Consider the following 24,500-nt stretch of genomic DNA (forward strand, 5'->3'; position numbering starts at 1 on the left):
GCCGTCAGGCGTGGTGGCAGGCGACGCCGTCCGCCAGAGCCGGCGCCTCGCCCTCGCAGCGGGCCTGCCGGCCCGGGTCGAGGGTGGTGTAGAGGGCGCAGCGGGTGCGGAACGCGCAGCCGGTGCGACGCTCGGTGGGCGACGGCGGGTCGCCGGGGAGCAGGACCCGGGTGCGGGCCCGTTCGGCGGCGGGGTCGGGCAGCGGGACGGCCGAGAGCAGGGCCTGGGTGTACGGGTGCCGGGGTCGGGCGAAGACCTCGGCCGCGTCGCCGGTCTCGACCGTGCGGCCGAGGTACATCACGCTGACCCGGTCGCTCAGGTGGCGGATCACCGAGAGGTCGTGCGAGACGAAGAGGTAGGACAGGCCGAGTTCGGCCTTGAGCTGCTGCAGCAGGTTGAGCACGCCTGCCTGTACCGAGACGTCGAGTGCCGACACCGGCTCGTCCAGCACCAGCAGCCGGGGTTCGACCGCGAGCGCCCGGGCGATCGAGATCCGCTGCCGCTGCCCGCCGGAGAACTGGTGCGGGTAGCGCTCGGCGTACGCGGGGTCCAGGCCCACCTGCCGGAGCAGCTCCGGGACCCGACGGTTGATCAGCTCCCGGGCGGCGCCCTGGGCGAGCAGCGGTTCGGCGATCACGTCGCCGATCGGCAGCCGGGGGTCGAGGCTGGCCATCGGGTCCTGGAAGACGATCTGCACCTCGCCGCGCAGCCGGTGCGCCCCGGCCCGGTCGAGCCCGGCGGTGTCCTGGCCGAGCAGCTCGATGCTGCCGCCCTCCGGTCGGCCCAGGTCGAGCAGCTCGAACAGGGTGGTCGACTTGCCCGAGCCGGACTCGCCCACCAGGCCGAGCGTCTCGCCCCGGCGGATGTCGAGCTCGACGCCGTCCACGGCGTACACCGAGCCGACCCGGCGCTTGAAGACGGTGCCCTTGAGCACCGGGAAGGTCTTGGTCAGACCGGTCACCTTGAGCACCTGGTCCCGCTCCGCGCGCGGGGTCGGGTCGGCGGCGGGCAGCGGCGGGACGGGGTAGACGTCCTGCGGGCGGGGCCGGCTCTCGGCGAGTTCCTCCGCGCGGACGCAGGCGGCCAGGTGGTCGCCGGTGCCGGCGAGCGGCGGCTCTGCGGTACGGCAGCGGTCCTGCACCAGCGGGCAGCGGTCGGCGAACGGGCACCCGGTGCCGAGCGCCCCGGGGGCGGGCGGCTGGCCGGGGATCGGGACCAGCGGGCCGCCGTCCGCGTCCAGCCGGGGCACGGCGCCGATCAGGCCGAGGGTGTACGGGTGCCTGGGGTGGGCGAAGAGCGCGTCCACGGGGGCGGTCTCCACCACCCGGCCCGCGTACATCACCGCGACCCGGTCGGCCATCCCGGCGATCACCCCGAGGTCGTGGCTGACCAGCACCAGCGCCGCGCCGGTCTCGCGCTGCGCGGTGCGCAGCACGTCCAGCACCTGGGCCTGGATGGTGACGTCCAGTGCGGTGGTGGGCTCGTCGGCGAGCAGGATGTCGGGGTCGTTGGCGATCGCCATCGCGATCATCGCGCGCTGCCGCATGCCGCCGGAGAACTCGTGCGGGAAGGCGGCCAGGGCCCGGACCGGGTCCGGGATGCCGACCAGGTCGAGCAGTTCGGCCGCGCGCCTGCGGGCGGCCGCCTTGTCCAGCCGCTGGTGGATCCGGATCGCCTCGACGATCTGGTCGCCGATCCGGTAGACCGGGGTGAAGGCGGAGAGCGGGTCCTGGAAGACCATCGCGACCTTGCGGCCGCGCAGCCCGGCGAGGTCCTTGCCGGGCAGGCCGACCAGCTCGCGGCCCTCCAGCTTCACCGAGCCGCGGACCTTCGCGGTGCCGGGCAGCAGGCCGAGCACGGCCAGCGCGGTGACCGACTTGCCGGAGCCGGACTCGCCGACGATGCCCAGCGTCTCGCCGCGCCGGAGCGCCAGGTCGACCCCTCGGACAGCCGGCTGGGAACCGAAGTCCACGGCCAGGTCGGAGACTTCGAGCAGCGGGGTGGTCACGGACGACTCCCGGAGGTGGGGTCGAGGGCGTCCCGCAGGCCGTCCCCGATCAGGTTGACGGCGAGCACGAAGAGCACCAGCAGGGCGGCCGCGAAGTAGAACAGCCAGGGGAAGACCGGTGCCTGGTCCGTCCCGGCGGCGAGCAGGGTGCCGAGCGAGACGTCGGGGGCGCGGACGCCGAAGCCGAAGTAGGAGAGCGCGGCCTCGCTCATCACGGCGCCGCCGACCGCGACGGTGGCGTCGGTGATCAGGAAGGAGGCGACGTTGGGCAGGATGTGCCGCAGGATGATCCGCAGCGGGTGGACGCCCATGAACCGGGCGGCGCGGACGAATTCGCGCTCGCGCAGCGAGCGGGTCATCGAGCGGACCACCCGGGCGGTGATCATCCAGTTGAAGGCGGCCAGCAGCACCACGAAGGCGATCCAGCCGGAGCCCTTGAGCCGGGGCGAGATGATGGTGATGATCAGGAAGCTCGGGAACACCAGCAGCAGGTCGACCAGGAAGGTCAGCCCCCGGTCGGCCCAGCCGCCGAAGTACCCGGCGCAGGCGCCGACCAGCCCGGCCAGCACGGTGGAGAACAGCGCCACCAGCAGCCCGATCACCAGCGACTTCTGCAGCCCCCGGACGGTCTGGGCGAAGACGTCCTGCCCCAGCCCGTTGGTGCCGAACCAGTGCGTGCCGGACGGCGGTTGGCGCAGCGCCAGGTAGTCCGGGGTGGCGTAGTCCCAGGGGGTCAGGAACGGGCCGACGAAGGCCAGCAGGAAGAGCAGCAGCACCACCACGGCGCCGACCAGCACGCCCTTGGCGGCCAGCAGCCGACCGGTGACCAGGCGCAGCCGTCCGGCGGGGGCGGGGAGTTCGGCTGCGGGCAGCGGGAGTACGGCAGTCATCAGGACCTGACCCGGGGATCGAGGGCGGCGGTCAGCAGGTCGGCCAGGAAGCCGGACGCCAGCACCACCACCGCGGCGAACAGGTTGACCGCGACCACCGAGTTGATGTCCTGCTCGTTGATCGCCTGGATGAACCACTCCCCCATGCCGTGCCAGCCGAAGATGGTCTCGGTGAAGGCCGCGCCGGTGAAGATGCCCAGGAAGCTGTAGGCGAACATGGTGGCCATCGGGATCACGGCGGTCCGCAGACCGTGCTTGAGCAGGGCCCGGTTCCTGGTCAAGCCCTTGGCCTCGGCGGTGCGCAGGTAGTCGGAGCCGAGCACGTCGAGCATGGTGGCGCGCTGGTAACGGCTGTAGACCGCGATCCCGCCGAGCGCCAACGACAGGGTGGGCAGCAGCAGGTGGAGCCCCCAGTCGGCCAGCTGGGCGCCGATCCCGCCGGTCAGCCCGGGGGTCTCGTAGCCGGTGAACGGGATCACCTCGTGGCCGGCCGCGTCCTTGGCGGCGATCGCGCCGTTCTTGAGCAGCAGGGCGAGCAGGAAGACCGGGGTGGAGAGCAGCACGAACGAGACCAGCGTGGAGGCCCGGTCGGAGAAGCGGTACTGCTTCACCGCGCCCCAGGCGCCGACCGCCACCCCGAGCACCATGCCGAGCACGCTGCCGACCAGCAGCAGCCGGAGCGAGACCCAGATCCGGCGGCCGAAGTCCTCGTTCACCGAGGTGTCGTGGATGGTCCGGCCGAGGTCGGCGTGGAGCAGCAGGCCCTCGGCCCAGGTGCCGAACCGCTCCACCACGGGGGTGCGGTCGTTGATGTTCAGCGCGGTCAACTGCCGCTCCACCGAGGCGGCGGAGGGCCTGGGCTGCTTGGCCTCGAAGTAGCTCCGAGGGCCGAGCGCGGTGCTGGAGAGCGCGTACGCCAGGAAGACCGCGACGATCAGCAGGGCGACGTAGTAGCCGAGGCGTTTGACCAGGTACCGGATCACCCCGCACCGCCGGTTCGGAGGTTCGTACACCTGGTCAGCATGACGAATTGCCTTCGCTCTAGGGGTGTTTGGCGCAGCTCTGCGCGCAGCAGTTCTACGGCACGGCCGGTCGGCCGTCCAGAGCTCCAGCGCAATCCGCTCCAGCCGGTCGGCGAAGCAGCAGGTCAGAGTCTTGCAGCGGGTTACTGACGGCGTATTGCCGCAGTATTGCGGCCTGTTTCGATTCGATCAGATGTGAACAGGACCCCCTGGTACGTGAACTGATCCGCTGTTACGTTCTGCTCGGCCGGACACGACTTGGCTGCCCACGCTCAAGCGTCGCCACACCTGGCGGCCACCGACTCTTCCCGGGGGACCCCCTGATGGACACCTTCACCACCGCCCGCGGCCTGCGCCGTGCCGCTGTTCTCGCCATCGCACTGACGCTGGCCGTGACCGGGTGCAGCTCGGCCGGCTCGGGCTCGGGTGACGTGGCCAAGAACGTGGTGCCGACCCAGGACGCCGAGGACAACAACCCGCAGCCGCTGGACAGAATCAAGGACGGCGGCGAGTTCCGGCCGCCGCTCCAGCAGTGGATCACCCAGTGGAACCCGTACCAGGTGGACGGCCGGTACGGCGACGCGGTCGAGATCATGACCTACACCCAGGCGAAGCTGTTCCGCACCGACGCCAAGGGCGTCTTCAAGCCGGTGCCGGAGTACCTGGTCTCGGCCGAGGTGACCTCCAAGTCGCCCCAGGTGATCACCTACAAGGTCAACCCGAAGGCCAAGTGGTCGGACGGCAAGCAGATCGGCGCGGCGGACTTCAAGGCGGTCTGGGAGGCCACCAACGGGAAGAACCCGGCGTACAACATCGCCGACTCCTCCGGCTACGAGCAGATCTCCGCGGTCGAGCAGGGCGCCGACGCGCAGGAGGTGAAGGTCACCTTCGACAAGCCGTACGCGGACTGGCAGAACCTGTTCAACCCGCTGATCCCGGCGGCCGGGATCGCCACCCCGGAGGCGTTCAACCAGGGCTGGATCGAGCAGGTGCCGATCTTCGGCGGCCCCTTCAAGATCGGCACCATCGACAAGACCGCGCAGACCATCACCCTGGTGCCGAACCCGGACTGGTGGGGCCCGAAGCCCAAGCTCGACAAGATCACCTACCGGGTGCTGGCCATCCCGGCGATCACCCAGGCGTTCCTCAACAACGAGGTGGACTACGCCTCGGCCGGCAGCGCGACCACCTACGGCCAGCTCAAGGACGCCAAGGACGGCGTGATCAGGACCGGGACGCCCTGGGACGAGGTGCACATCTCGTTCGGCAGCAACGGTCCGCTGGCGGACCAGGCCCTGCGGCAGGGGCTCGGCCGCGCGCTGGACCGGTCCGCACTGATCAAGATCGTGAACCAGGGCGTGCCGGTGGAGTTCAAGCCGCTCGGCAACCACCTCTTCATGACCAACCAGAGCGGCTACCAGGACAACTCCGGCGACTGGGCCAAGTTCGACCTGGCGGCCGCCAAGGGCCTGCTGGACAAGGCGGGTTGGAAGGAGACGGCGGCCGGTCAGCCGCGCACCAAGGACGGGCAGCCGCTGGAGCTGCACTACGTGCTCAGCGACGGCTCCGCCCAGGCGCAGATCGACATGGCCACCGCCGTGCAGAACATGCTCCAGGCGGTCGGCGTGAAGCTCACCGTCGACAAGGTGCCGAGCAAGGAGTACTTCGGCAAGTACATCAACCAGGGCAAGTTCGACCTGGCCAGCTGGCGCAACACCGGGTCCTTCCCGCTCTCCGCCGGGGTGCCCAACTACCGTGCCCCGCAGGGCGACAACGTGTTCGGCAACTACTCCAAGCTGGCCACTCCGGAGATCGACGAGCTGCTCCGCACCGCCGCCGCCACGCTGGACCCGGCCGAGGCGGCCAAGCTCTACAACAAGGCGGACGCGCAGATCTGGGAGCTGGGCCACACCGTCGAGCTGTACCAGCGGCCGAGCATCGTGGCGGTCCGCAAGGGACTGGCCAACTTCGGTGCGGGCAGCCTGGCGGACACCGACATCACCAAGGTCGGTTGGGAGAAGTGACCCCCTCGGGCAGCCTCAGGGCCTGCTGAGCCGACGGACGACGGACGGCTCTGACGAGCAGTGCGGTGATCACGAGTCCGGCGACACGGGGGCGCGGCAAGACCGCCCCCCGTGTACTGCCACCGGCCTTGACCTTCCGCATTGCTCGCAGACCGCCCACGTCGTCGTTTCACACTGCAGGGGAATCTATCCGGCCGGACCGGACTAGCCGGACACCTCGGCCGGGGCACGCCCGGGGACCCGGCCGCTGTCACCCGGTTCGCGCACTGCGTCGTCAACTCTCGCTGACGGACGGACAGAAGGGCCGCACGCCGGAGACACGGCGGACGGCAGCGGTACGTGCGCCGCGGGTGACGGGCTGTCAGGATCGGCCCCATGAGCAGCATCGAGCCCCCGTCCGAACCGGCGCCGTTCCGCCGGATGACCTCCAGGGACCGGACGGAGGCGCACCGCGCCGCCACACCCCTGGAGCTCTTCTTCGACCTCTGCTTCGTGGTGGCGGTGGCCCAGGCCGGCGGCCAGCTCGCGCACGACCTGGCGGCGGGCCACCTCGGCCACGGGCTCTACAGCTACGCGTTCGCGTTCTTCGCGATCTGGTGGGCCTGGATGAACTTCAGCTGGTTCGCCTCCGCCTACGACGTGGACGACGTGCCGTACCGGGTGACCACCCTGGTGCAGATCACCGGTGTGCTGATCCTGGCCGCCGGGGTGCCCCGGCTGTTCACCGAGCAGGACCTCACCCTCTCGGTGATCGGGTACGTGGTGATGCGCCTGGCCCTGGTCACCCAGTGGCTGCGCGCGGCCGCCTCCGAGAGCGGCGGCGCCCGCACCATGGCGCTGCGCTACGCGGCCGGCATCACCGCCTGCCAGGTCGGCTGGGGGCTGGTGCTGCTGGTCCCGGAGAGCGCCCGGGTCTGGGTGCTGCCGCTCGGCATCGTGGCCGAGCTCTCGGTGCCCGCGCTGGCCGAGCTGCACACCCAGAGCCACTGGCACCCGCACCACATCGCCGAGCGGTACGGCCTGTTCACCCTGATCGTGCTCGGCGAGACCGTCTCCGCCGCCACCCTGGCGATGCAGGCCGCCCTGGACGAGCACGAGGCGCTCGGCGACCTGATCCCGCTCGCGGCCGGCGGCATCCTGACCTGCTTCGCCGCCTGGTGGATCTACTTCGCCCGGCCGGTGCACCACATCCTCACCTCCAACCGGCGCTCCTTCCTCTGGGGGTACGGCCACTACCTGGTGCTCGGCTCGGCCGCCGCGATCGGCGCCGGGATGGAGGTCGCGATCGAGTACGCGGTCGGCAAGGCGCACATCGGCGCGGTCGCCGCCGCAGCGGCCGTCACGGTGCCGACCGCGCTCTACCTGTTCACCGTCTGGCTGCTGCACGCGCGCCACTCCAAGCGGGGCCCGGCCCAGGTGCTGCTGCTCCCGGTCACCGCGGTGGCCGTGCTGGCGTGCACCCTGTTCGGCGAGTCCGGCGTCCTGGCGACCGGGCTGGTCTGCGCCCTGGCGGTGGCCGCGGGCGTCACGCTGCACGCCCGTCAGTCCTGAGTGTGAGGATGGTCGGACCCGCTATCCCAGGAGTCCCGCATGCCCTCCGTCCCGGACCAGCTCGCCGAGCTGCCGTACGCGCACCTGCTCATCCCGCACACCGGGCCGCTCCGGCGGGACGAGCGGTACGACACCGTGCACTTCGACGGCTCGGCACCGGCGGGCCCGGAGCTGGCCGGCCCGGCGAACGGCGCGACCTTCCTGGAGTGCGCCTTCACCGGCGTGGAGCTGAGCGGCACCAAGTTCCGCCAGGCCCGGTTCAACGAGGTCTGGGTGCAGGGCAGCCGCTGGATCGCGGTGGACTGCGCCGAGACCGAGTGGCAGGACGCCGGCTTCGTCGGCACCGTGCTGGCCGGGCTGACCTGCTACGGCTCGGCGGTGCGCCGGGTGGTGTTCCGCCAGTGCAAGCTGGAGGCGGTCAACCTGCGCGGCGCCACCCTGCGCGACGTGGTGTTCGAGGACTGCCTGCTGCGCGACGTGGACTTCGGTGACGCGAAGCTGACCGAGGTGTCCTTCCCCGGCTCCACCCTGGAGGAGGTCCGGCTGGCCGGGGCCACCCTGCGCCAGGTCGACCTGCGCGGGGCCGCCCGGCTCGGCCTGGCCGACGGTCCGAACGGGCTCCGCGGCGCCGTCCTGAGCACCGTGCAACTCTTCGAGCTGGCGCCGCAGTTCGCCCAGGCACTGGGGATCACTGTGAAGGACTGAGCCCCGGCCGTTCATCCGTCCTTCGCTGCGCGACGCCGCGTTGAACAGTCCAACAAGCCTTGCTGCAAAGTCATGGACCAACGCTCCGACCTGCAGCAGGATGCCGCCTGAACGATGGCGTGGACACAACGTGTGTGCACAACATCGCTACCGAAGGGACGGGCAGGCGGATGTCCGAGCTGAGTCGTAGAAAGTTCATGGCACTGTCGGCGAGCGCGGCGGCCGGGGCGGCGGTGGCCGGTTCGGCCGCCGTGGCCGGAGGCACGGCCGAGGCGGCCGCGCTCGGCCTGGAGGCCACCGGGACGATCACCGACGCGAAGCACATCGTGGTGCTGATGCAGGAGAACCGCAGCTTCGACCACTACTTCGGCATGCTCAAGGGCGTCCGCGGCTTCGCCGACCGGGCCGCGATCCAGATCCCCGGCGGGCACAGCGTCTTCAACCAGCCGAACGGCACCGGCCGCCAGTACCCGTGGCTGTTCAGCGCCACCAACCCGGCGGGCGGCCAGACCCCGGACCGGCTGGCCCAGTGCAACGGCGACCTCGCGCACTCCTGGAACGACCAGCACAGCGCCTGGAACACCGGGAAGATGGACAACTGGGTGGCCGCCAAGGCCAGCGTCCGGGCGCTCGGCTACCTGAACCGCAAGGACATCCCGTTCCACTACGCGCTGGCCGACAACTGGACGGTCTGCGACGCCTACTTCAGCTCCACCCTGAGCGCCACCGGCCCGAACCGCACCTTCCACTGGAGCGGCCAGATCGACCCGGACGGCAAGGCGGGCGGCCCGGCCTACAACGGCGGCGACGAGTCCGGCCTGCGCTGGCAGACCTACGCCGAGGCGCTGGAGAACGCCGGGGTGAGCTGGAAGCTCTACCAGAACGCCGCCGACAACTACGGCGACAACGCGCTGGCCTACTTCAAGCAGTTCACCGACGCCCCGGCCGGCAGCCCGCTCAAGGTCAAGGGCATGGGCTCGGTCCCGAAGGTGACCGGGAAGACCCCGGAGGACATCGCCGCCGCGATCCGCGCCGACGTGCTCAACGGCACCCTGCCGCAGGTGAGCTGGGTGGTCGCGGACGAAGCCTCGTCCGAGCACCCGTACGCGCCGCCGAACGACGGCGCGCACTTCGTGCACCTGGTGATGGACGCGCTCAACGCCGACCCGGCGGTCTTCAACTCCACCGTGCTGTTCCTCAACTACGACGAGAACGACGGCTTCTTCGACCACGTGCCGCCGCCCGTCCCGGTGGCCGGCACCGCCGGGGAGTTCTACAACGGCCAGCCGATCGGCCTCGGCTTCCGGGTCCCGATGATCGCCATCTCCCCCTGGACCCGCGGCGGTTGGGTCAACTCCGAGGTGTTCGACCACACCTCGGTGCTGCGCTTCCTGGAGCGCTGGACGGCCGCCCTCGGCAAGCCCGCCAGCTGTCCCAACATCAGCGCCTGGCGGCGCAAGGTGACCGGTGACCTGACCGGCGTCTTCGACTTCGCCCACCCGGTGTACGGGATGCCCGCGCTGCCCGACACCTCCTTCGTGATCGGCCAGTCCAGCTGCGGCCCGCTGCCCAACCCGGCCCCGACCAACAACGCGCTGCCGCTGCAGGAGGCCGGCACCCGCCCGGCCCGCGCGCTGCCGTACCAGCCCGCCGCCAACCTGGACCACCTGGAGTTCGGCGCCAACGGCGTGATGAAGGTCTGGATCAAGATGGCCAACGAGGGGGCGGTCGCGACCAGCGCCGCGCACTTCTCGGCCTACGCCAACGCCTACCGCAGCGGCGGTCCGTGGCAGTACACCATCGACCCCGGCGGCTCCACCAGCGACTTCTTCAACTGCGGCACCAACTTCGGCAACGGCCCGTACGACCTGAGCGTCACCGGCCCGAACCGCTTCCTGCGCCGCTTCAAGGGCGACGCCACCAAGCCCGGCAAGACGGTCACCGTGACCGCGAGCTACGCCGACGCCCCCGACACCGGCAAGGCCGCGCTCTGGTTCCGGCTGGCCAACGCGGGCACCGCCGCGGTGACCTTCACCATCACGCCGAACAACTACCGCACCGACGGCCCCTGGACGTACACCGTGCAGCCCGGCGGCAACACCAGCGACTACTTCAACGCCGTGGCGTACCAGAACGGCTGGTACGACTTCACCGTCACGGTCAGCTCCGACCCGAGCTGGTCGCAGCGCTTCACCGGCCACATCGAGACCGGCGCGCCGAGCATCAGCGGCTGACCCCGGATCAGCTCCGGGCCGACTCCAACTGGCCCAGCGCGTAACGGCGGAGCACGATCCGGGCCACCAAGGGGTGGTCGGCGAGCGGGGCGGACACGGTCCAGGCGGCCGTGTCCGCCAGCGCGGCGGTGAACCGGCCGGGCGCGAGCAGGTGGGTGGCGACCGCGACCCGGCGGTACCCCCGGCTCCGCAGCCCGGCCAGCGCCGCCGGGACGGTCGGCCCGGTGGCCGAGCAGTACGCGGACACCACCGGGACACCTCCCAGCAGTTCACGCAGCCGGGCGGCCGCGGCCAGCGCGCCGTCGTTGCCGCCGGGGCGGCTGGAGCCCGCGGCGGCCAGCACCACCGCGTCGGCCCGGCCGCCGGCCCGCTCCTCCGCCTCGCGCAGCCGCCCGTACAGCGCCAGCCCGAGCGAGGCGGCAGCGCCGCTCAACCCCGGGGTGACCACCGCCCGGGGACCGGCCGCCCCGGCCACCACCGCGGGGAGGTCGACCGCGCGGTGGTAGCCGTCGCCGAGCAGCAGCGGGACCACCACGGCCTGTTCCCCCACCGCCGCCAGCGCCTCGGCCAGCGAGGGCGCCTGCAGATCGAGATGGCCCACCAACGGCTCGGCGCCGACCAGCGCGGCCAGCCGGGCCCGTAGCCGGTCGACGGTGCGGGCCGCCTCGGGCAGCGCGCTGCCGTGCACGGCGAGCACCAGCGGCGGTGCGGGCCGGCCGGCCCTGGGCAGTGGTCCTGGTTCCAGTACGGGGGCGAACGTGGTCATCGGCTCCTCCCTTGTCACCCTCCACGCTAGGCACCGCGACGGCGGGTCGGACCAGCCCGAGGGCACCGGCGCACGGGTCGAACATCCATCCGGCACCAGGGACCAAAGTCCCTGCTGCTGGGGCCCTTTACTCGTTCATGACCGACCCGCGCCGCACTAGCGTCGACGGTGGGCGGCACCGGCCGCGCGGTCGTACGAGGAGATCGTCATGGCTCAGACCCTGGTCGTCGTCGGACACGGCATGGTGGCGCAGCGCCTGCTGGAGGCACTGGCCGAACGCGGCGCCTTCACCGGCGCCTGGCGCGCCGTGGTGCTCGCCGAGGAGCGGCGCCCCGCCTACGACCGGGTGCACCTCTCGGCCCGCTTCACCGGCACCTCCCCCGAGCAACTCACGCTCGCCGAGGACGACTTCCTCGAACGGCACGGCATCGAGCTGCACCTCGGCGACCCGGTCGCCGCACTGGACACCGCCCACCGCACCGTCACCACCGCCGGCGGCCGCACCGTGGCGTACGACGCCCTGGTGCTGGCCACCGGCTCCTACCCGTTCGTGCCGCCGGTCCCCGGCGCCGACAGCCCCGGCTGCTTCACCTACCGCACCCTGGACGACGTGGACGCGATCACCGCGTACGCCGGAGCGGCCCGCAGCGGCGTGGTGGTCGGCGGCGGACTGCTCGGCCTGGAGGCGGCCGGCGCGCTGCGCAGCCTCGGACTGCGCACCTCCGTGGTCGAGTTCGCGCCCCGGCTGATGCCGCTCCAACTGGACGAGGGCGGCGCGGCCGCCCTGCGCGGCGCGGTGGAGGGCATGGGCATCGGCGTGTACACCGGCGTCGGCGCCAACCGGGTCGAGACCGACGCGGACGGCACCGCCCGGCGGCTGCGGCTCAGCGACGGCCGGCAGGTCGACGCCGACCTGGTGGTCTTCTCGGCCGGGGTCCGCCCGCGCGACCGGCTGGCCCGCGAGGCCGGGCTGCTGGTCGGCGACCGCGGCGGGGTCGCGGTGGACCGCTGGTGCCGGACCACCGACCCGGCCGTGTACGCGGTCGGCGAGTGCGCCCAGACCTGCGACGGCCAGGTCTACGGGCTGGTCGCACCCGGCTACCGGATGGCCGAGGTGGTGGCCGACCGGCTCTGCGGCACCGGCGGGTCGAGCTTCGAGGGCTCCGACACCGACACCAAGCTCAAGCTGCTCGGCGCGGACGTGGCCAGCTTCGGCGACCCGTTCGCGGCCGGTGCCCGGACGGTCGAGGTGCAGTTCTCCGACTCCGGCTCCGGCGTCTACAAGAAGCTGGTGCTGGGCGCCGACGGCCGGCTGCTCGGCGGCATCCTGGTCGGCGACGCCGCCGCGTACGGGCTGCTCAAGCCGCACGCGGGCGCCGACCGCCCGCTGCCCGCCGCCCCGGAGTCGTTCCTGCTCCCGGCCGGGGCCGAGGCCCCGCCCGGCGCGGACCTGCTGCCGGACGAGGCCGTGGTGTGCAGCTGCCACAACGTCACCAAGGGCGCCGTCCGGGCGGCGGTCGCCGAGCACGGGCTGACCGACCTGGCCGGGGTCAAGCGCTGCACCAAGGCCGGTACCGGCTGCGGCGGTTGCGCGGGCGCCCTGCAGTCGCTGCTGGACGCGGCCGGGGTCGAGCCCCGGCGCGGCCTGTGCGAGCACTTCGAACTGTCCCGGGCCGAGCTCTACCAGGCCGTCCGGGCCGGACGGCTGACCTCCTTCGCGGCCGTGCTGGCCGCCCACGGCACCGGCGGCGAGGACGGCTGCACGGTCTGCAAGCCGGTGGTCGGATCGCTCCTGGCCACCCTGGGGCCGGAGTTGGGGCTCACCCACATCCTGGACCCGGGGCAGCGCGGCCTGCAGGACAGCAACGACCGCTACCTGGCCAACCTGCAGAAGGACGGCACCTACTCGGTGGTGCCGCGCATCCCCGGCGGCGAGCTGACGCCGGAACAGCTGATCGTGATCGGCGAGGTGGCCCGGGACTTCGGGCTCTACACGAAGATCACCGGCGGCCAGCGGATCGACCTCTTCGGCGCCCGGGCCGAGCAACTCCCGGCCGTCTGGCGGCGGTTGGTCGACGCCGGGTTCGAGTCCGGACACGCCTACGGCAAGTCGCTGCGTACCGTGAAGTCCTGCGTGGGCAGCCGCTGGTGCCGGTTCGGCCAGGGCGACTCGGTGCAGCTGGCGATCGACCTGGAGCTGCGCTACCGGGGGCTGCGCACCCCGCACAAGGTCAAGGGCGGGGTCTCCGGCTGCCTGCGCGAGTGCGCCGAGGCCCGGGGCAAGGACATCGGCGTGATCGCCACCGCCAACGGCTGGAACCTCTACGTCGGCGGCAACGGCGGCACCACGCCCCGGCACGCCGAGCTGCTGGCCGCCGACCTCTCCACCGAGCGGCTGCTCCGGCTGACCGACCGCTTCCTGATGTACTACGCCCGCACCGGGGAACGGCTGGAGCGCACCGCCGCCTGGCTGGAGCGGCTCGGCACCGACCACGTCCGCCGGGTCGTGGTCGACGACGCCGAGGGGCTGGCCGCCGAGCTGGAGGCGCAGGCCGACCGGCACGCGGCCGGCTACCGGGACGAGTGGGAGGCCGTGCTGGCCGACCCGGCCAAGCTGCGCCACTTCGCCCCGTTCGTGAACGCTCCCGCCGAGTCGGTCGCCTTCCTCAACTCCCCCGCCCCCACCCCCGCCCTCCAGGAGCACTGATGCACCGCACCGAGCAGGTCCAGGTCCGCACCACCGCCGGCGAGTGGGTCACCGTCTGCTCGTACGAGGAGCTCGAACCCGCCTGCGGGGTGGCCGCGCTGCTCCCCGAGGGCGAGCAGGCCGCGGTCTTCCGCACCCCCGGCGGCCAGGTCCACGCGGTCGGCAACCGGGACCCGTTCTCCGGCGCCGACGTGATCGCCGACGGCATCACCGGCAGCGTGGACGGCGTCCCGACGGTGGCCTCGCCGATGCACAAGCAGACCTTCGACCTGCGCACCGGCATCTGCCTGGACGACCCGGAGGTGGCCCTGCCGGTGCTGCCGGTACGGCTGCTCTGACCACCCCCGCACGGCCCGGATGAGCAGGCGGCGGGCGATCGGCGCAGGCTGGAGGTATCCAGCCGGCCGGTCGCCCGCCGCCCGGCTCTTCCCGGAGGTGAGTGGGATGGCGATGCAACCCGGAGCGGAGTTCGGCCCGGACCGGTACGCCCCGCCGCGCAAGGTGGGTGGTCCGCGCGGCGCCTGGCAGCTGCTGGAGCAGGTCAGTTCGATGACCATCGTGCTGCTGCTGTCGCTCTCGGTCGGCCTGGTCCTGGTGGCCGTGCAGACCGACAACGCGATCGCGATGGGGCTGTTCAGCCTGGTCTGGCTGGTCACGATGTTCGCCCTGATGGGCTGGCTGGGTCGGCGGCACGAGGCGCAGCAGCAGGCGGGCCGGCATCGCCGGCCCGCCTGAGCGGAGAGGGAGCGGGGGTCAGCCGCGCGATTCCGCGGGCCGGGTGAACCAGTACGCCCCGGCCACCAGGACCGCGCCGCCGACCACGTTCCCCGGGACCACCCAGAGCAGGTTGTGGGCCAGGTCGGCCCAGCCGGCCCGGCCCTCGGTGACGGCCAGCGAGTAGAGCGCCATATTGGCCACGCAGTGCTCGAAGCCGGCTGCCACGAAGGCGAACACCGGCCACCAGAGGGCCGCCATCTTCGCCCCGTCGCCCCGGACCCGGGCGACCATCCAGAGCGCCAGGCAGACCAGCAGGTTGCACAGGACCGCCCGGGTGAACAGCTCGCCCCCGCTCAGCGCGTTCTTGGCCTGGATCAGCTCGCCGAGCATCTGGCCGGCGGGCGCCGTCCCGAGCAGGCCGGTGGCGTGCATCAGCAGGCCCAGACCGACCGCACCGGCCAGGTTGCCGACCAGGGCCAGCCCCCAGACCCGGCCCAGGTCGCCCCATCCGGTCCGCCGGCCCAGCCGCCCGAACGCCATCACCATCGCGGCACTGGTGAACAGCTCGGCGCCGGCCAGCACCACCAGGATCAGCGCGACTCCGAAGACCGCGCCCTCCAGCAGCCTGACCGCCGGCGAGTGGGCCAGCTCGAACGGGGCGGCCACCGACAGCAGCAGCACCTCGCCGAGGCCGATGTACACGCCGGCCTGCACGGCGGAGACCAGGTAGCGGCCCGGCCGTCGACGGGCCAGCTCCGCCTTCTTCCCTGCCTGGGCCAGCATGTCGTCGAGGGCGAGCGCGGGTGAGTGCGGCATAAGGCCAGCGTGCGCCGGGGCGGCGGCAACCCTCCCCGGTCGAAAGTCACCGGACGGGGTGCACTTCGTCCCGGGCGGCCCAGTCCACCGCGCGGGGCCGGTGCCATCCGTGCACAGAATGACCGCATGTACAGCTCCCCTGACACCCTGTCACCCAGGAGGCCCGGGTGAGCGGGATCGACCTGACCCTGCTGATCCTGCCGATGGTGCTGGTGGCCATCGGCCTCTACCTGACCCACCGACTGGTCCCGAACGGGCGGCGGGCGCCGTTCAACGAGGTCGGCGGTGTGCTGTTCTCGATGGTCGGCGTGCTGTACGCGGTGCTGCTGGCGTTCGTGGTGATCGTGGTCTGGGAGAACACCGAGGCGGCCAAGGCCACCACCTTCAAGGAGGCGGACGCGCTGGCCGGGGTGTACTGGCTGTCCCGCCAGATGCCGCTGCCCCAGGGCGGCGAGCTGGAGCGGCTCACGCTCGACTACGCGCACGAGGTGATCGACGTGGAGTGGCCGATGATGGCCAAGCACCACACCGACCCCGCGGCCACCATGCTGATCTACCGGATCAGGGAGACCGCGCTGAGCTTCCAGCCCGGCGAGGACACCCGGCTGCAGGGCGTCTACCAGCAACTGGTGTCCAACGTCGAGCAGTTGGCGAGCGAGCGGCGGGCCCGGCTGAACCAGACCGACGACGTGGTGCCCACGCTGCTCTGGGTCGCCCTGATCATCGGCGCGGTGGTGACGGTCGGCTTCACCTTCTTCTTCGGCCTGCCGAGCCTGAGCGTCCAGATCGTCATGGTGGCCACCATGACCGGCCTGATGGCGCTGCTGCTGATCACCATCAAGGAGATGGACTACCCCTTCGACGGCCTCTACGGCATCGCCCCCGAGTCCTTCCGGGTCTTCCTCACCCGGCTGCCGCCGGTGCGCTGAGCCGCCCCGTCACCCGCTCGGCTTTCCCCGCGCGCGGATCCGACGGACCGTCAGTAGTTTGCGAAACAGTCGAGCGAACGGAGCACAGGGGTGGCACAGCGACAGTCGACGGCGGTCCGGGCGTCCTTGGTGGCCACCGGGGCGTCGGTGCTCCTGGTCCTCGCCATCGTGCTCGGCAGCCGCGGCCTGAAGGACTTCGACTCGGCCCTGGTCCCGTACGCGGTGGCCACCGTGTTCCTCACCTTCGGGGTGGTCTACCGCTACATGGTCTGGATCTCCGCGCCGGCCGCCCGGCGGCTGTTCCGGCAGGGCTGGCGGTCCGCGCTGTCCTGGCAGAACCTGCGCACCGCGCCGACCGCGCTGCCCCGGATGATCGTCACCTACCTGGGCTTCCAGAAGTTCCTCGGCGCCCGCTCGCACGCCCGCTGGGCCGCGCACCAGCTGATGTTCTGGGGCTGCCTGCTGGCCGCCGCGATCACCTTCCCGCTGACCTGGGGCTGGTTCACCTTCACCGCCTCCAGCGCGGCCGGGCCCGGGTACGAGATGCGGATCTGGGGCTTCAAGGTGCTCGGCTTCGCCTCCGACAGCCTGTTCGGCTGGGCCATGTACCACGGGCTCGACCTGGCCGCCGTGCTGGTGATCGCCGGGGCCGGGTACTTCCTCTGGCGCCGGATGCGGGACCGCGCGGCCACCACCGGCCAGCGCTTCGGCTACGACTTCGTGCCGCTGCTCGCGCTGATCACCATCTCGGTCACCGGCCTGCTGCTGACCTTCTCCTCGGTCTTCCTGCACGGCGGCGGCTACGAGTTCCTGGCCCTGCTGCACATGGCCTCGGTGGTGCTGACCCTGGTCTACCTGCCGTTCGGCAAGTTCTTCCACATCGTCCAGCGCCCGGCCGCGGTCGGCATGCAGCTGTTCAAGTACACGACCAAGATCAAGGGCCCCGAGGCCGCCGAGGACCTGTTCGCCTGCCGCAAGTGCGGCGAGGCGATCGACACCCCGGAGTACGTGGAGAACCTGCGCGGCACCATGCAGGACCTGAAGCTCGGCTTCGACCAGTGGGCGGAGTACTGCCCGCGCTGCAAGCGGGTGTTGCGCGGCAGCGCCTATCTCTCCCAGGTGAAGAAGGGCTTCAAGTGAGCGAGCGCGTGGACCCGACGGTCGCCCCGCCCGGCACCCGCAACTTCCGGGACGCGGGCGGGCTGCCGGCGGCGGGCTGGCGGGCCGACCAGACCGAGCAGACCCTGGTGCCGACGCACTGCTGCTTCTGCGGCGTGCAGTGCGGGATGTACCTGCGGGTGAACAGCGCGGGCAAGGTGTTCGGCGTCGAGCCGCGCAACCACGACATCAACCGGATGCGGCTCTGCCCCAAGGGCATCAACGCCTACCAGCAGGTCAACCACCCGGATCGGCTGACCGCACCGCTGCTGCGGCATTCCCGGGACGAGCCGTTCCGCGAGGTGAGCTGGGAGGAGGCGCTCTCCCACACGGTGGCCGAGATCCGGCGGATCCAGGGCGAGCACGGGGCGGACGCCTTCGGGCTGCTCGGCGGGGCCAGCCTGTTCTCCGAGAAGACCTACCTGGTGGGCAAGTTCGGCCGGGTCGCGCTGAAGACCCGGCACGTGGACTACAACGGCCGGCTCTGCATGGTGAGCGCCGCCGGGGCCAACAAGCTGGCGTTCGGGATCGACCGGGCGGGCAACCCGTTCTCCGACATCCTGCAGACCGACTGCCTGCTGATCGCCGGCTCGAACGTCGGCGAGTGCTTCCCGGTGATGACCCAGTACGTCTGGGGCGCCCGCGACCGGGGCGCGAAGCTGATCGTGATCGACCCCCGGGAGACCGCGATCGCCCGCACCGCCGACGTGCACGTGGCGCTCAAGTCCGGTACCGACGCGGCGTTCTTCAACGCGGTGCTGAACGTGGTGATCGAGGAGGGCCTGACCGACGAGGAGTTCGTCGCCGCGCACACCACCGGCTGGGAGGAGCTGAAGCGCACCGTCAAGGCCTACCCGCCGAGCCGGGCCGCCGAGATCTGCGGCATCCCGGCCGAGCAGGTGGTCGAGGTGGCCCGGATGTTCGGCACCGCCGGGCGGGCGATGGCCTGGCACGCGCGCGGTATCGAGCACCACACCCAGGGCGTGGAGAACTGCCTGACCGTCATCAACCTCTGTGCCGCGACCGGGAACCTGGGCAAGCCGGGCGCGGGCTACGGCACCATCACCGGCCAGGGCAACGGGCAGGGCGGCCGGGAGCACGGCCAGAAGTCCGACCTGCTGCCCGGCGGCCGCTCCATCAACGACCCGGAGCACCGGCGGCAGATCGCCGAGATCTGGGGCATCGACGAGGCCGAGCTCCCGCTCGCCGGAACGTCGATGATGGAGATGGTCTGGCAGATGCAGCGGCAGGAGATCCGCGGCCTGATCGGGATCTGCAACAACCCCTTCGTCTCACTGCCCAACTACGCGGTGGTGAAGGACGGTTACGACACCCTGGAGTTCCACGCCCAGTTCGACTTCTTCCTCTCCGAGACCGCGGCCAACGCGCACGTGGTCTTCCCGGTCACCACCTGGGCCGAGGACGAGGGCGTGATGGCCAACGCCGAGGCCCGGGTGGTCAAGCACAACAAGGCCCAGGAGCCGCCGGCCGGCGTCCGCACCGACACCTGGGTGATGTGCGAGCTGGCCCGCCGGCTCGGCGTCGGGGAGAAGTTCGACTTCCCCGGCTCGCGCGAGGTCTTCGACGAGCTGCGCCGGGCCTCCCGGGGCACCGTGATCGACTACTACGGCATCACGTACGAGCGGCTGGAGTCCACCGGCGGCATCGCCTGGCCCTGCCCGGACCTCGAACACCCGGGCACGCCAAGGCTGTTCGAGGGCGGCAAGACGTACCACGCCGACGGCAGGGTGCACCTCCAGGTGGTCGAGTGGCACCCGCCGGCCGACCCGTACAGCGACGAGTACCCGATGACGCTGACCACCGGCCGGACGGTGGCGCACTTCCTGTCGGGCAATCAGACCCGGCGGCTCGGCGCCCTGGTGGAGCAGACCCCGCGCCCCTGGGTGGAGGTGCACCCCTCGCACGGCTTCCGGACCGGCGACCCGGTCCGGGTGGTCACCCGGCGCGGGGTGTCCGTACTGCCCGCGCTGGTGACCGAGGCGATCCGGGCCGACCACGTCTTCGTGCCGTACCACTGGCCCTCGCCGGTGGCCGCCAACGCGCTCACCATCGATGCGCTGGACCCGCGCTCGAAGATCCCCGAGTACAAGGTCTGCGCCGTCCGGATCGAGCGCGCCACCGCGCTGGACGAGGTGCCCGCACCGCCCACCCCGCCGGGCCGGGAGGCGTATCCGGAGGCCCAGGTGTCCCGGACCGACCCGCTGCCGCCGACCTCCCCGCAGGGGCGCGGCACCGCCGAGAGGGGCTGACATGCTGGGTAGGACGATCTTCATCGACCCGGGCCGCTGCATCGGCTGCCAGGCCTGTGTCTCGGCCTGCCGGGAGTGCGACTCGCACCGCGGCAAGTCGATGATCCACCTGGACTACCCGGACGAGGGGCACTCGGTCGCCTCGCTGCCGACGGTCTGCATGCACTGCGAGGACCCGGTCGCCCCGTGCGCCGAGGTCTGCCCGGCGGACGCCATCCTGATCACCGCCGACGGCGTGGTGCAGGAGGCCGACCCGACCCGGTGCATCGGCTGCGCCAACTGCGTCAACGCCTGCCCGTTCGGGGTACCGAAGATCGACCTGGACGCCAAGCTCCAGATGAAGTGCAACCTCTGCTACGACCGCACCAGTTACGGCCTGGCGCCGATGTGCGCGACGGTCTGCCCGACCGGGGCGCTGTTCTACGGCACCTTGGAGGAGCTCCAGGCCGAGCGGCCGAACGTGGACGTCTCGACCATGTTCGCCTTCGGCGACGTGACGGTCTCCACCGGTGTCGCGATGGTGGTGCCCGCCGAGCAGCGGGCCGCCGTCCCGGGCGGACTGCCGCCGGGCGGACTGCTGGTCGGGGACGTGCTGGCCGAGGCCGGCTCCCCGGCCCGGTCGGACGGGCTGGCGGCGGGCGGCCTGCTCAGAGTGATCGAGGTCAACGGGCGCCCCACGCCCGGGAACGGAGCACCCGCATGACCAGCCCCTCGCCGGAGACCTCGGAGCACGCGGCCCTGGTCGACCGGATCAGCGCCGACAGCCTGACCACCCGCCGGGACTACCTGCGGATCGTGGCCACCGTCTCGGGCGGCCTGGTGGTCGGCTCGACCGTGGTCTCGGCCGGGGTGCTGCACCGGCACGGCGACGGCACCGCTCCCCCGCTCAAGGTGGCCGACCACCTCCCCAAGGGGCAGGCGGTCACCTTCAACTACCCGGGCGAGGACGACCGGGCGATGGCGATCCGGCTCACCGACGGCTCGGTGGTCGGCTACTCCACCGTCTGCACCCACCTGGCCTGCGGGGTGCTCTGGCGGAAGGAGCACGGGGCCGAGGGCGAGCTCTACTGCCCGTGCCACGAAGGGGTGTTCAGCGCCAGGACCGGCGAGGTGACGGCCGGGCCGCCGCCCCGCCCGCTGCCCCGGGTGGTGATGGTCGAGGACGACCGGGGTGCGGTCTGGGCGATCGGCACCACCCGCTCCGGCGAGACCGAGGAGGCCGGGCTCTGCCGGGGCCTGACGGAGTCCCACCCGGTGATCGCCGAGCGGGCCGGCTGCGGGAGGACGGACGGATGAACTACCCCGAGGACTACCACCCGGGCAGTGACGAGCCCCGGCTCAACCGCCCCGTCCAGGAGCGCTATCCGCAGATCCGCTCGACCAGCGGCTACGCCGACCCCCGGGTCAGCCGGACCGGGCCCGGGCCCGGGGCCGGCACCGAGCAGGAACCGGAGCGCTCGGCGATCCTGACCGCCCGGCTGGTGCTGGCGATCACCGTGGTGGTCGGCCAGCTCTGGGCCCTCTCGGTCGCCACCGACGCCTGGATGCGCGGTGAGACCACCACCGCCTGGTGGTGCACCGGCTTCTCGGCGGCCTCCTTCCTGGTCGTCCTCCTGGCGTGGCGGATCTCGCCGCGCGACCACTGAACAGCTAACGAGGCAGGCAGAGTTGAGCACTCTCGACGAGAAGGCCCCCGGACACCGCAGGGAGAGCTACCGGCCCGGGGCGACCATCTCCACCTGGGAGCCGGAGGACCCGTCGTTCTGGTCCGCCACCGGCAAGAAGGTGGCCGACCGCAACCTCTGGGTCTCCGTCCCCGCGCTGCTGCTGGCCTTCGTGGTCTGGCAGGTCTGGTCGGTGACGGTGGTCCAGCTGAACAAGGTGGGCTTCACCTTCAGCGACTCGCAGAAGTTCTGGCTGACCGCCATCCCCGGCCTGACCGGCGGCACCTTCCGGCTGGTGTACACCTTCGTCGGCCCGGTGGTCGGTGAGCGGAAGTGGACCGCCTTCTCGACCTTCATCCTGATCGGGCCGCTGCTCTGGCTCGGCTTCGCGGTGCAGGACACCTCGACCCCGTACGGGGTGATGGTGGCGATCGCGGCGCTCTGCGGCATCGGCGGCGCCAACTTCGCCTCCTCGATGGTGAACATCGGCTTCTTCTACCCCAAGGCGAAGAAGGGCAACGCCAACGGCATCAACGGCGGGCTCGGCAACCTCGGGGTCAGCGTGGTGCAGTTGGTCGCACCGATCGTGATCACGGCCGGCATCCTCGGCCCGCCGGCCGGCGACCCGCAGAAGCAGAAGGACGGCACCGAGGTCTGGCTGCAGAACGGCGCGTTCCTCTGGGTGCCGCTGCTGGTGGTCATGGCGCTGGCCGCGTGGTTCCTGATGAACGACCTCAAGGTCGCGGCGGCGCCGTTCAGCAAGCAGAAGATCATCTTCAAGCGCAAGCACAACTGGCTGATGACGGTCCTCTACGTCGGCACCTTCGGCTCCTTCATCGGCTTCGCCTCCGCCCTGCCGAACCTGATCAACACCACCTTCACCCCGATCGACTCGGCCTACTCCGCCACCAAGTACGCCTGGGTCGGCCCGTTCATCGGCGCCCTGACCCGCTGGCTGGGCGGCTGGATCGCCGACAAGACCGGCGGCGCCTGGTGCACCATCATCTCCTTCGTCGGGATGGGCGCGTCGGTCATCGTGGTGATCAACGCCCTCCCGGCCGGCGGGGACCAGGGCAACTTCTGGGTCTTCTACGTCGGCTTCCTGTCCGCCTTCTTCTTCTCCGGCATCGGCAACGGCTCGACCTTCCGGCAGATCCCGGTGATCTTCCTCAACCAGCACCAGGCCGCCGCCGGGCCCGACCCGGAGGCCCAGGAGGAGGCCCGCCACCAGGCCGAGATGGAGGCCGGCGCGGTCACCGGCTTCTCCGCCTCGATCGCCGCCTTCGGCTTCTTCTTCATCCCGGCGATGTTCGCGCTCTTCCCGGTCACCAGCTCGCTCTGGGTCTTCGTCGGCTTCTACGCCGTCTGCCTGGTGGTCTGCTGGTGGTTCTACGCCCGCAAGGGCGCCGAGGCCCCGAGCTGACCGTGACCGGCCGGTCACGATTTCGGACTTCCCGCTGATGTCGCGTACAGTCTTCGACGTCAGACAGGCGCCGCTAGCTCAGTTGGTTAGAGCAGCTGACTCTTAATCAGCGGGTCCGGGGTTCGAGTCCCTGGCGGCGCACAGACAGAAGGAAGGCCCCCACCTCACGGTGGGGGCCTTCCTTCGTTCTCAGGCCCGGCGGCCGAAGATCCGGCGCCACCAGCTGCGGCGCGGGGCCTCGGCGGCGGGGACGGCGGCCGGAGCCGGGGCAGCCGGGGCGGCGGCCTGGGCCGGGACGCTCGGGGCGACCGGCGCGGGGGCCGGGGCGGCGGGCTTGGGGCGGCCCGGGGTGAAGCGGACCGGCAGGCCGGTCAGGTGGCGGGCCAGCCACGCGCCGCTCCAGTGCAGCTCCTCCTCCGCCACCGCGAGCTGGAGGTCGGGCAGCCGGGTGAGCAGGATGTCGATGCCGGTCTCGGCGATCGCCCGGCCGACGTCCTGGCCGGGGCACTCGTGCGGGCCGCCGCTGAACGCCAGGTGCGAGCGGTTGCCGTAGAGCGGGGTGTCCAGGTCGGGGCGGACCTCGGGGTCGACGTTGCCGGCCGCCAGGCCGAGCAGCAGCATGTCGCCGGCCTTGATCTGCTGACCGCCCAGCTCGGTGTCGATGGTGGCCCAGCGGCCGGGGATCATCGAGAGCGGCGGGCTGTCCCAGAGCACCTGGTCCAGCGCGTCCGGCAGGGTCATGTGGCCGCCGGAGAGGTTGGCCCGGAAGCGGCTGTCGGTGAGCACCATCCGCAGGGTGTCCGCGATCAGGTTCACGGTCGACTCGTTGGCCATCAGCAGCACCAGGCGCAGGTGCTCCATCAGCTCGTCGTCGGAGAGCTCGGCCTCGTGCTGGATCAGCCAGCTGGCCAGGTCGCTGCCCGGCTCCGTCCGCTTCCGGGCGACCAGCTGCCGGAGCGTGGTGGCCACGTACTCGTTGCTGGCGATCGCGGTCTCGGTGCCGAGCATCATGTCCCGGGCGGCGACCACGAGTTGGGGGCCGTACTCGTCCGGCATGCCGATCAGCTGGGTCATCACCAGCATCGGCAGGTGCTCGGCGAACTCGCCCACCAGGTCGACCGAGCCGCGGCCGGTGAAGCCGTCGATCAGCTGGTCGGCGAAACGGGTGACGTACCGCCGCATGCCCCGGCGGTCGAACCGGTTCAGCGCGTCGGTGACCGCGCCGCGCAGGCGGCGGTGCTCGGCGCCGTCCGCGAACAGGCAGAGCGGCTGCCAGGCCAGCACCGGCATCAGCGGCGAGTCCATCGCCACCTGGTTCTGCTGGAACGCCGTCCAGCGCCGGGAGTCCCGGGAGAAGCGGGACGGGTTGCGCATCACGGTCAGGTTGGCCGAGTGCCCGACCACCAGCCAGGCCGGCAGGTCGCCGTGCAGCAGCACCGGCGCCACCGAGCCGTGCTCGGCGCGCAGCTTCTCGTACAGGCCGCTCGGGTCGGCCTCGGCCTCCGGGCCGTACAGCCGCCGGGTTGCGTCGGCGCCGAGGCCGTGGGCCGGGCAGCCGGGCGGCGGGGTGAGCGAGCCGTCGGTGGTGGTCACGGGTTGTCTCCGGGAGTGAAGGG

At 71.8% G+C, this 24,500-nt stretch carries 19 protein-coding genes, 1 tRNA gene and 1 pseudogene; 15 read left to right on the plus strand and 6 right to left on the minus strand.

What is annotated here, in order from left to right; translation table 11 throughout:
* Window positions 1-4: 4 nt before the first annotated feature.
* From ABT118_RS26190 to ABT118_RS26200, 3 genes are read right to left on the minus strand one after another with little or no spacing between them, the layout of a single operon-like run.
* Window positions 5-2,008: an ABC transporter ATP-binding protein gene (locus ABT118_RS26190; RefSeq protein ID WP_350673653.1), complete on the minus strand. Its 2,004-nt coding sequence runs from the start codon at window positions 2,006-2,008 to the stop codon at window positions 5-7.
* Window positions 2,005-2,898 carry an ABC transporter permease gene (locus ABT118_RS26195; RefSeq protein ID WP_350673657.1) on the minus strand — a complete coding sequence of 298 codons (894 nt, stop codon included), beginning with the start codon at window positions 2,896-2,898 and terminating at the stop codon, window positions 2,005-2,007. Before ABT118_RS26195 ends, ABT118_RS26190 begins: the two co-directional genes overlap by 4 nt.
* The gene (locus tag ABT118_RS26200) at window positions 2,898-3,881 is read right to left on the minus strand and encodes an ABC transporter permease (protein WP_350673899.1); all 984 of its coding nucleotides are present in this window, start codon (window positions 3,879-3,881) and stop codon (window positions 2,898-2,900) included. Before ABT118_RS26200 ends, ABT118_RS26195 begins: the two co-directional genes overlap by 1 nt.
* Before the next feature lie 362 nt (window positions 3,882-4,243).
* Here ABT118_RS26200 and ABT118_RS26205 point away from each other — a divergent pair, with 362 nt between their 5' ends.
* The 4 genes from ABT118_RS26205 to ABT118_RS26220 all read left to right on the plus strand — a co-directional run bounded on the left by ABT118_RS26205 (window position 4,244) and on the right by ABT118_RS26220 (window position 10,434).
* Window positions 4,244-5,944 carry an ABC transporter family substrate-binding protein gene (locus tag ABT118_RS26205; protein WP_350673661.1) on the plus strand — a complete coding sequence of 567 codons (1,701 nt, stop codon included), beginning with the start codon at window positions 4,244-4,246 and terminating at the stop codon, window positions 5,942-5,944.
* Window positions 5,945-6,319: 375 nt separating this feature from the next.
* Complete coding sequence (locus tag ABT118_RS26210; RefSeq protein ID WP_350673664.1) at window positions 6,320-7,495, plus strand: low temperature requirement protein A; 1,176 nt, start codon at window positions 6,320-6,322, stop codon at window positions 7,493-7,495.
* A gap of 39 nt (window positions 7,496-7,534) precedes the next feature.
* Window positions 7,535-8,200 (plus strand): pentapeptide repeat-containing protein, encoded by a 666-nt coding sequence (locus ABT118_RS26215; RefSeq protein ID WP_350673668.1) that lies wholly within the window; start codon window positions 7,535-7,537, stop codon window positions 8,198-8,200.
* 170 nt (window positions 8,201-8,370) lie between these two features.
* Window positions 8,371-10,434, plus strand: coding sequence for a phosphocholine-specific phospholipase C (locus ABT118_RS26220; RefSeq protein ID WP_350673673.1), 2,064 nt, complete (start codon window positions 8,371-8,373; stop codon window positions 10,432-10,434).
* Window positions 10,435-10,441: 7 nt separating this feature from the next.
* Here ABT118_RS26220 and ABT118_RS26225 read toward each other — a convergent pair whose 3' ends face one another.
* Entirely contained in the window at window positions 10,442-11,200 is a 759-nt protein-coding gene (locus tag ABT118_RS26225; protein WP_350673676.1) for a sirohydrochlorin chelatase, read from the minus strand.
* Window positions 11,201-11,408: 208 nt separating this feature from the next.
* On the opposite strand from ABT118_RS26225, the gene nirB reads away from it, so the two are divergent.
* From nirB to ABT118_RS26240, 3 genes are all read left to right on the plus strand, one after another.
* Window positions 11,409-13,907, plus strand: coding sequence for a nitrite reductase large subunit NirB (gene nirB / locus ABT118_RS26230; RefSeq protein ID WP_350673679.1), 2,499 nt, complete (start codon window positions 11,409-11,411; stop codon window positions 13,905-13,907).
* Window positions 13,907-14,245, plus strand: a complete 339-nt coding sequence (gene nirD, locus ABT118_RS26235; RefSeq protein ID WP_350673682.1) for a nitrite reductase small subunit NirD — start codon at window positions 13,907-13,909, stop codon at window positions 14,243-14,245. Before nirB ends, nirD begins: the two co-directional genes overlap by 1 nt.
* Window positions 14,246-14,351: 106 nt before the next feature.
* Window positions 14,352-14,642 (plus strand): hypothetical protein, encoded by a 291-nt coding sequence (locus ABT118_RS26240; RefSeq protein WP_350673685.1) that lies wholly within the window; start codon window positions 14,352-14,354, stop codon window positions 14,640-14,642.
* Window positions 14,643-14,660: 18 nt separating this feature from the next.
* Here the strand turns inward: ABT118_RS26240 and ABT118_RS26245 are convergent, their stop codons facing one another.
* Window positions 14,661-15,440, minus strand: coding sequence for a formate/nitrite transporter family protein (locus ABT118_RS26245; RefSeq protein WP_350673688.1), 780 nt, complete (start codon window positions 15,438-15,440; stop codon window positions 14,661-14,663).
* 167 nt (window positions 15,441-15,607) lie between these two features.
* Between ABT118_RS26245 and ABT118_RS26250 the strand changes: the two genes are divergently transcribed.
* The 8 genes and pseudogenes from ABT118_RS26250 to ABT118_RS26285 all read left to right on the plus strand — a co-directional run bounded on the left by ABT118_RS26250 (window position 15,608) and on the right by ABT118_RS26285 (window position 23,025).
* Window positions 15,608-16,369, plus strand: a complete 762-nt coding sequence (locus tag ABT118_RS26250; RefSeq protein WP_350673691.1) for a bestrophin-like domain — start codon at window positions 15,608-15,610, stop codon at window positions 16,367-16,369.
* A 90-nt stretch (window positions 16,370-16,459) separates the two neighbouring features.
* Window positions 16,460-17,509, plus strand: a complete 1,050-nt coding sequence (locus ABT118_RS26255) for an MFS transporter (protein ID WP_350673693.1) — start codon at window positions 16,460-16,462, stop codon at window positions 17,507-17,509.
* Window positions 17,506-19,797, plus strand: a complete 2,292-nt coding sequence (locus ABT118_RS26260; RefSeq protein WP_350673696.1) for a molybdopterin oxidoreductase family protein — start codon at window positions 17,506-17,508, stop codon at window positions 19,795-19,797. The genes ABT118_RS26255 and ABT118_RS26260 overlap by 4 nt, the downstream gene beginning before the upstream one ends.
* Before the next feature lies 1 nt (window position 19,798).
* Window positions 19,799-20,362 (plus strand): annotated as a pseudogene (locus ABT118_RS26265) (4Fe-4S dicluster domain-containing protein); the annotation flags it as partial.
* 134 nt (window positions 20,363-20,496) lie between these two features.
* A complete protein-coding gene (locus tag ABT118_RS26270) occupies window positions 20,497-21,093 on the plus strand; it encodes a QcrA and Rieske domain-containing protein (RefSeq protein ID WP_350673698.1) in 597 nt (198 codons plus the stop codon).
* Window positions 21,090-21,443, plus strand: a complete 354-nt coding sequence (locus ABT118_RS26275) for a hypothetical protein (protein WP_350673700.1) — start codon at window positions 21,090-21,092, stop codon at window positions 21,441-21,443. Before ABT118_RS26270 ends, ABT118_RS26275 begins: the two co-directional genes overlap by 4 nt.
* A 22-nt stretch (window positions 21,444-21,465) precedes the next feature.
* Window positions 21,466-22,884, plus strand: a complete 1,419-nt coding sequence (locus ABT118_RS26280) for an MFS transporter (RefSeq protein ID WP_350673705.1) — start codon at window positions 21,466-21,468, stop codon at window positions 22,882-22,884.
* A 67-nt stretch (window positions 22,885-22,951) separates the two neighbouring features.
* Window positions 22,952-23,025, plus strand: a tRNA-Lys gene (locus tag ABT118_RS26285).
* 48 nt (window positions 23,026-23,073) lie between these two features.
* Here the strand turns inward: ABT118_RS26285 and ABT118_RS26290 are convergent.
* Entirely contained in the window at window positions 23,074-24,477 is a 1,404-nt protein-coding gene (locus ABT118_RS26290; protein ID WP_350673708.1) for a cytochrome P450, read from the minus strand.
* Window positions 24,478-24,500: the final 23 nt, after the last annotated feature.

Source organism: Kitasatospora sp. NPDC002040 (assembly GCF_040296785.1).
Classification (GTDB): domain Bacteria; phylum Actinomycetota; class Actinomycetes; order Streptomycetales; family Streptomycetaceae; genus Kitasatospora.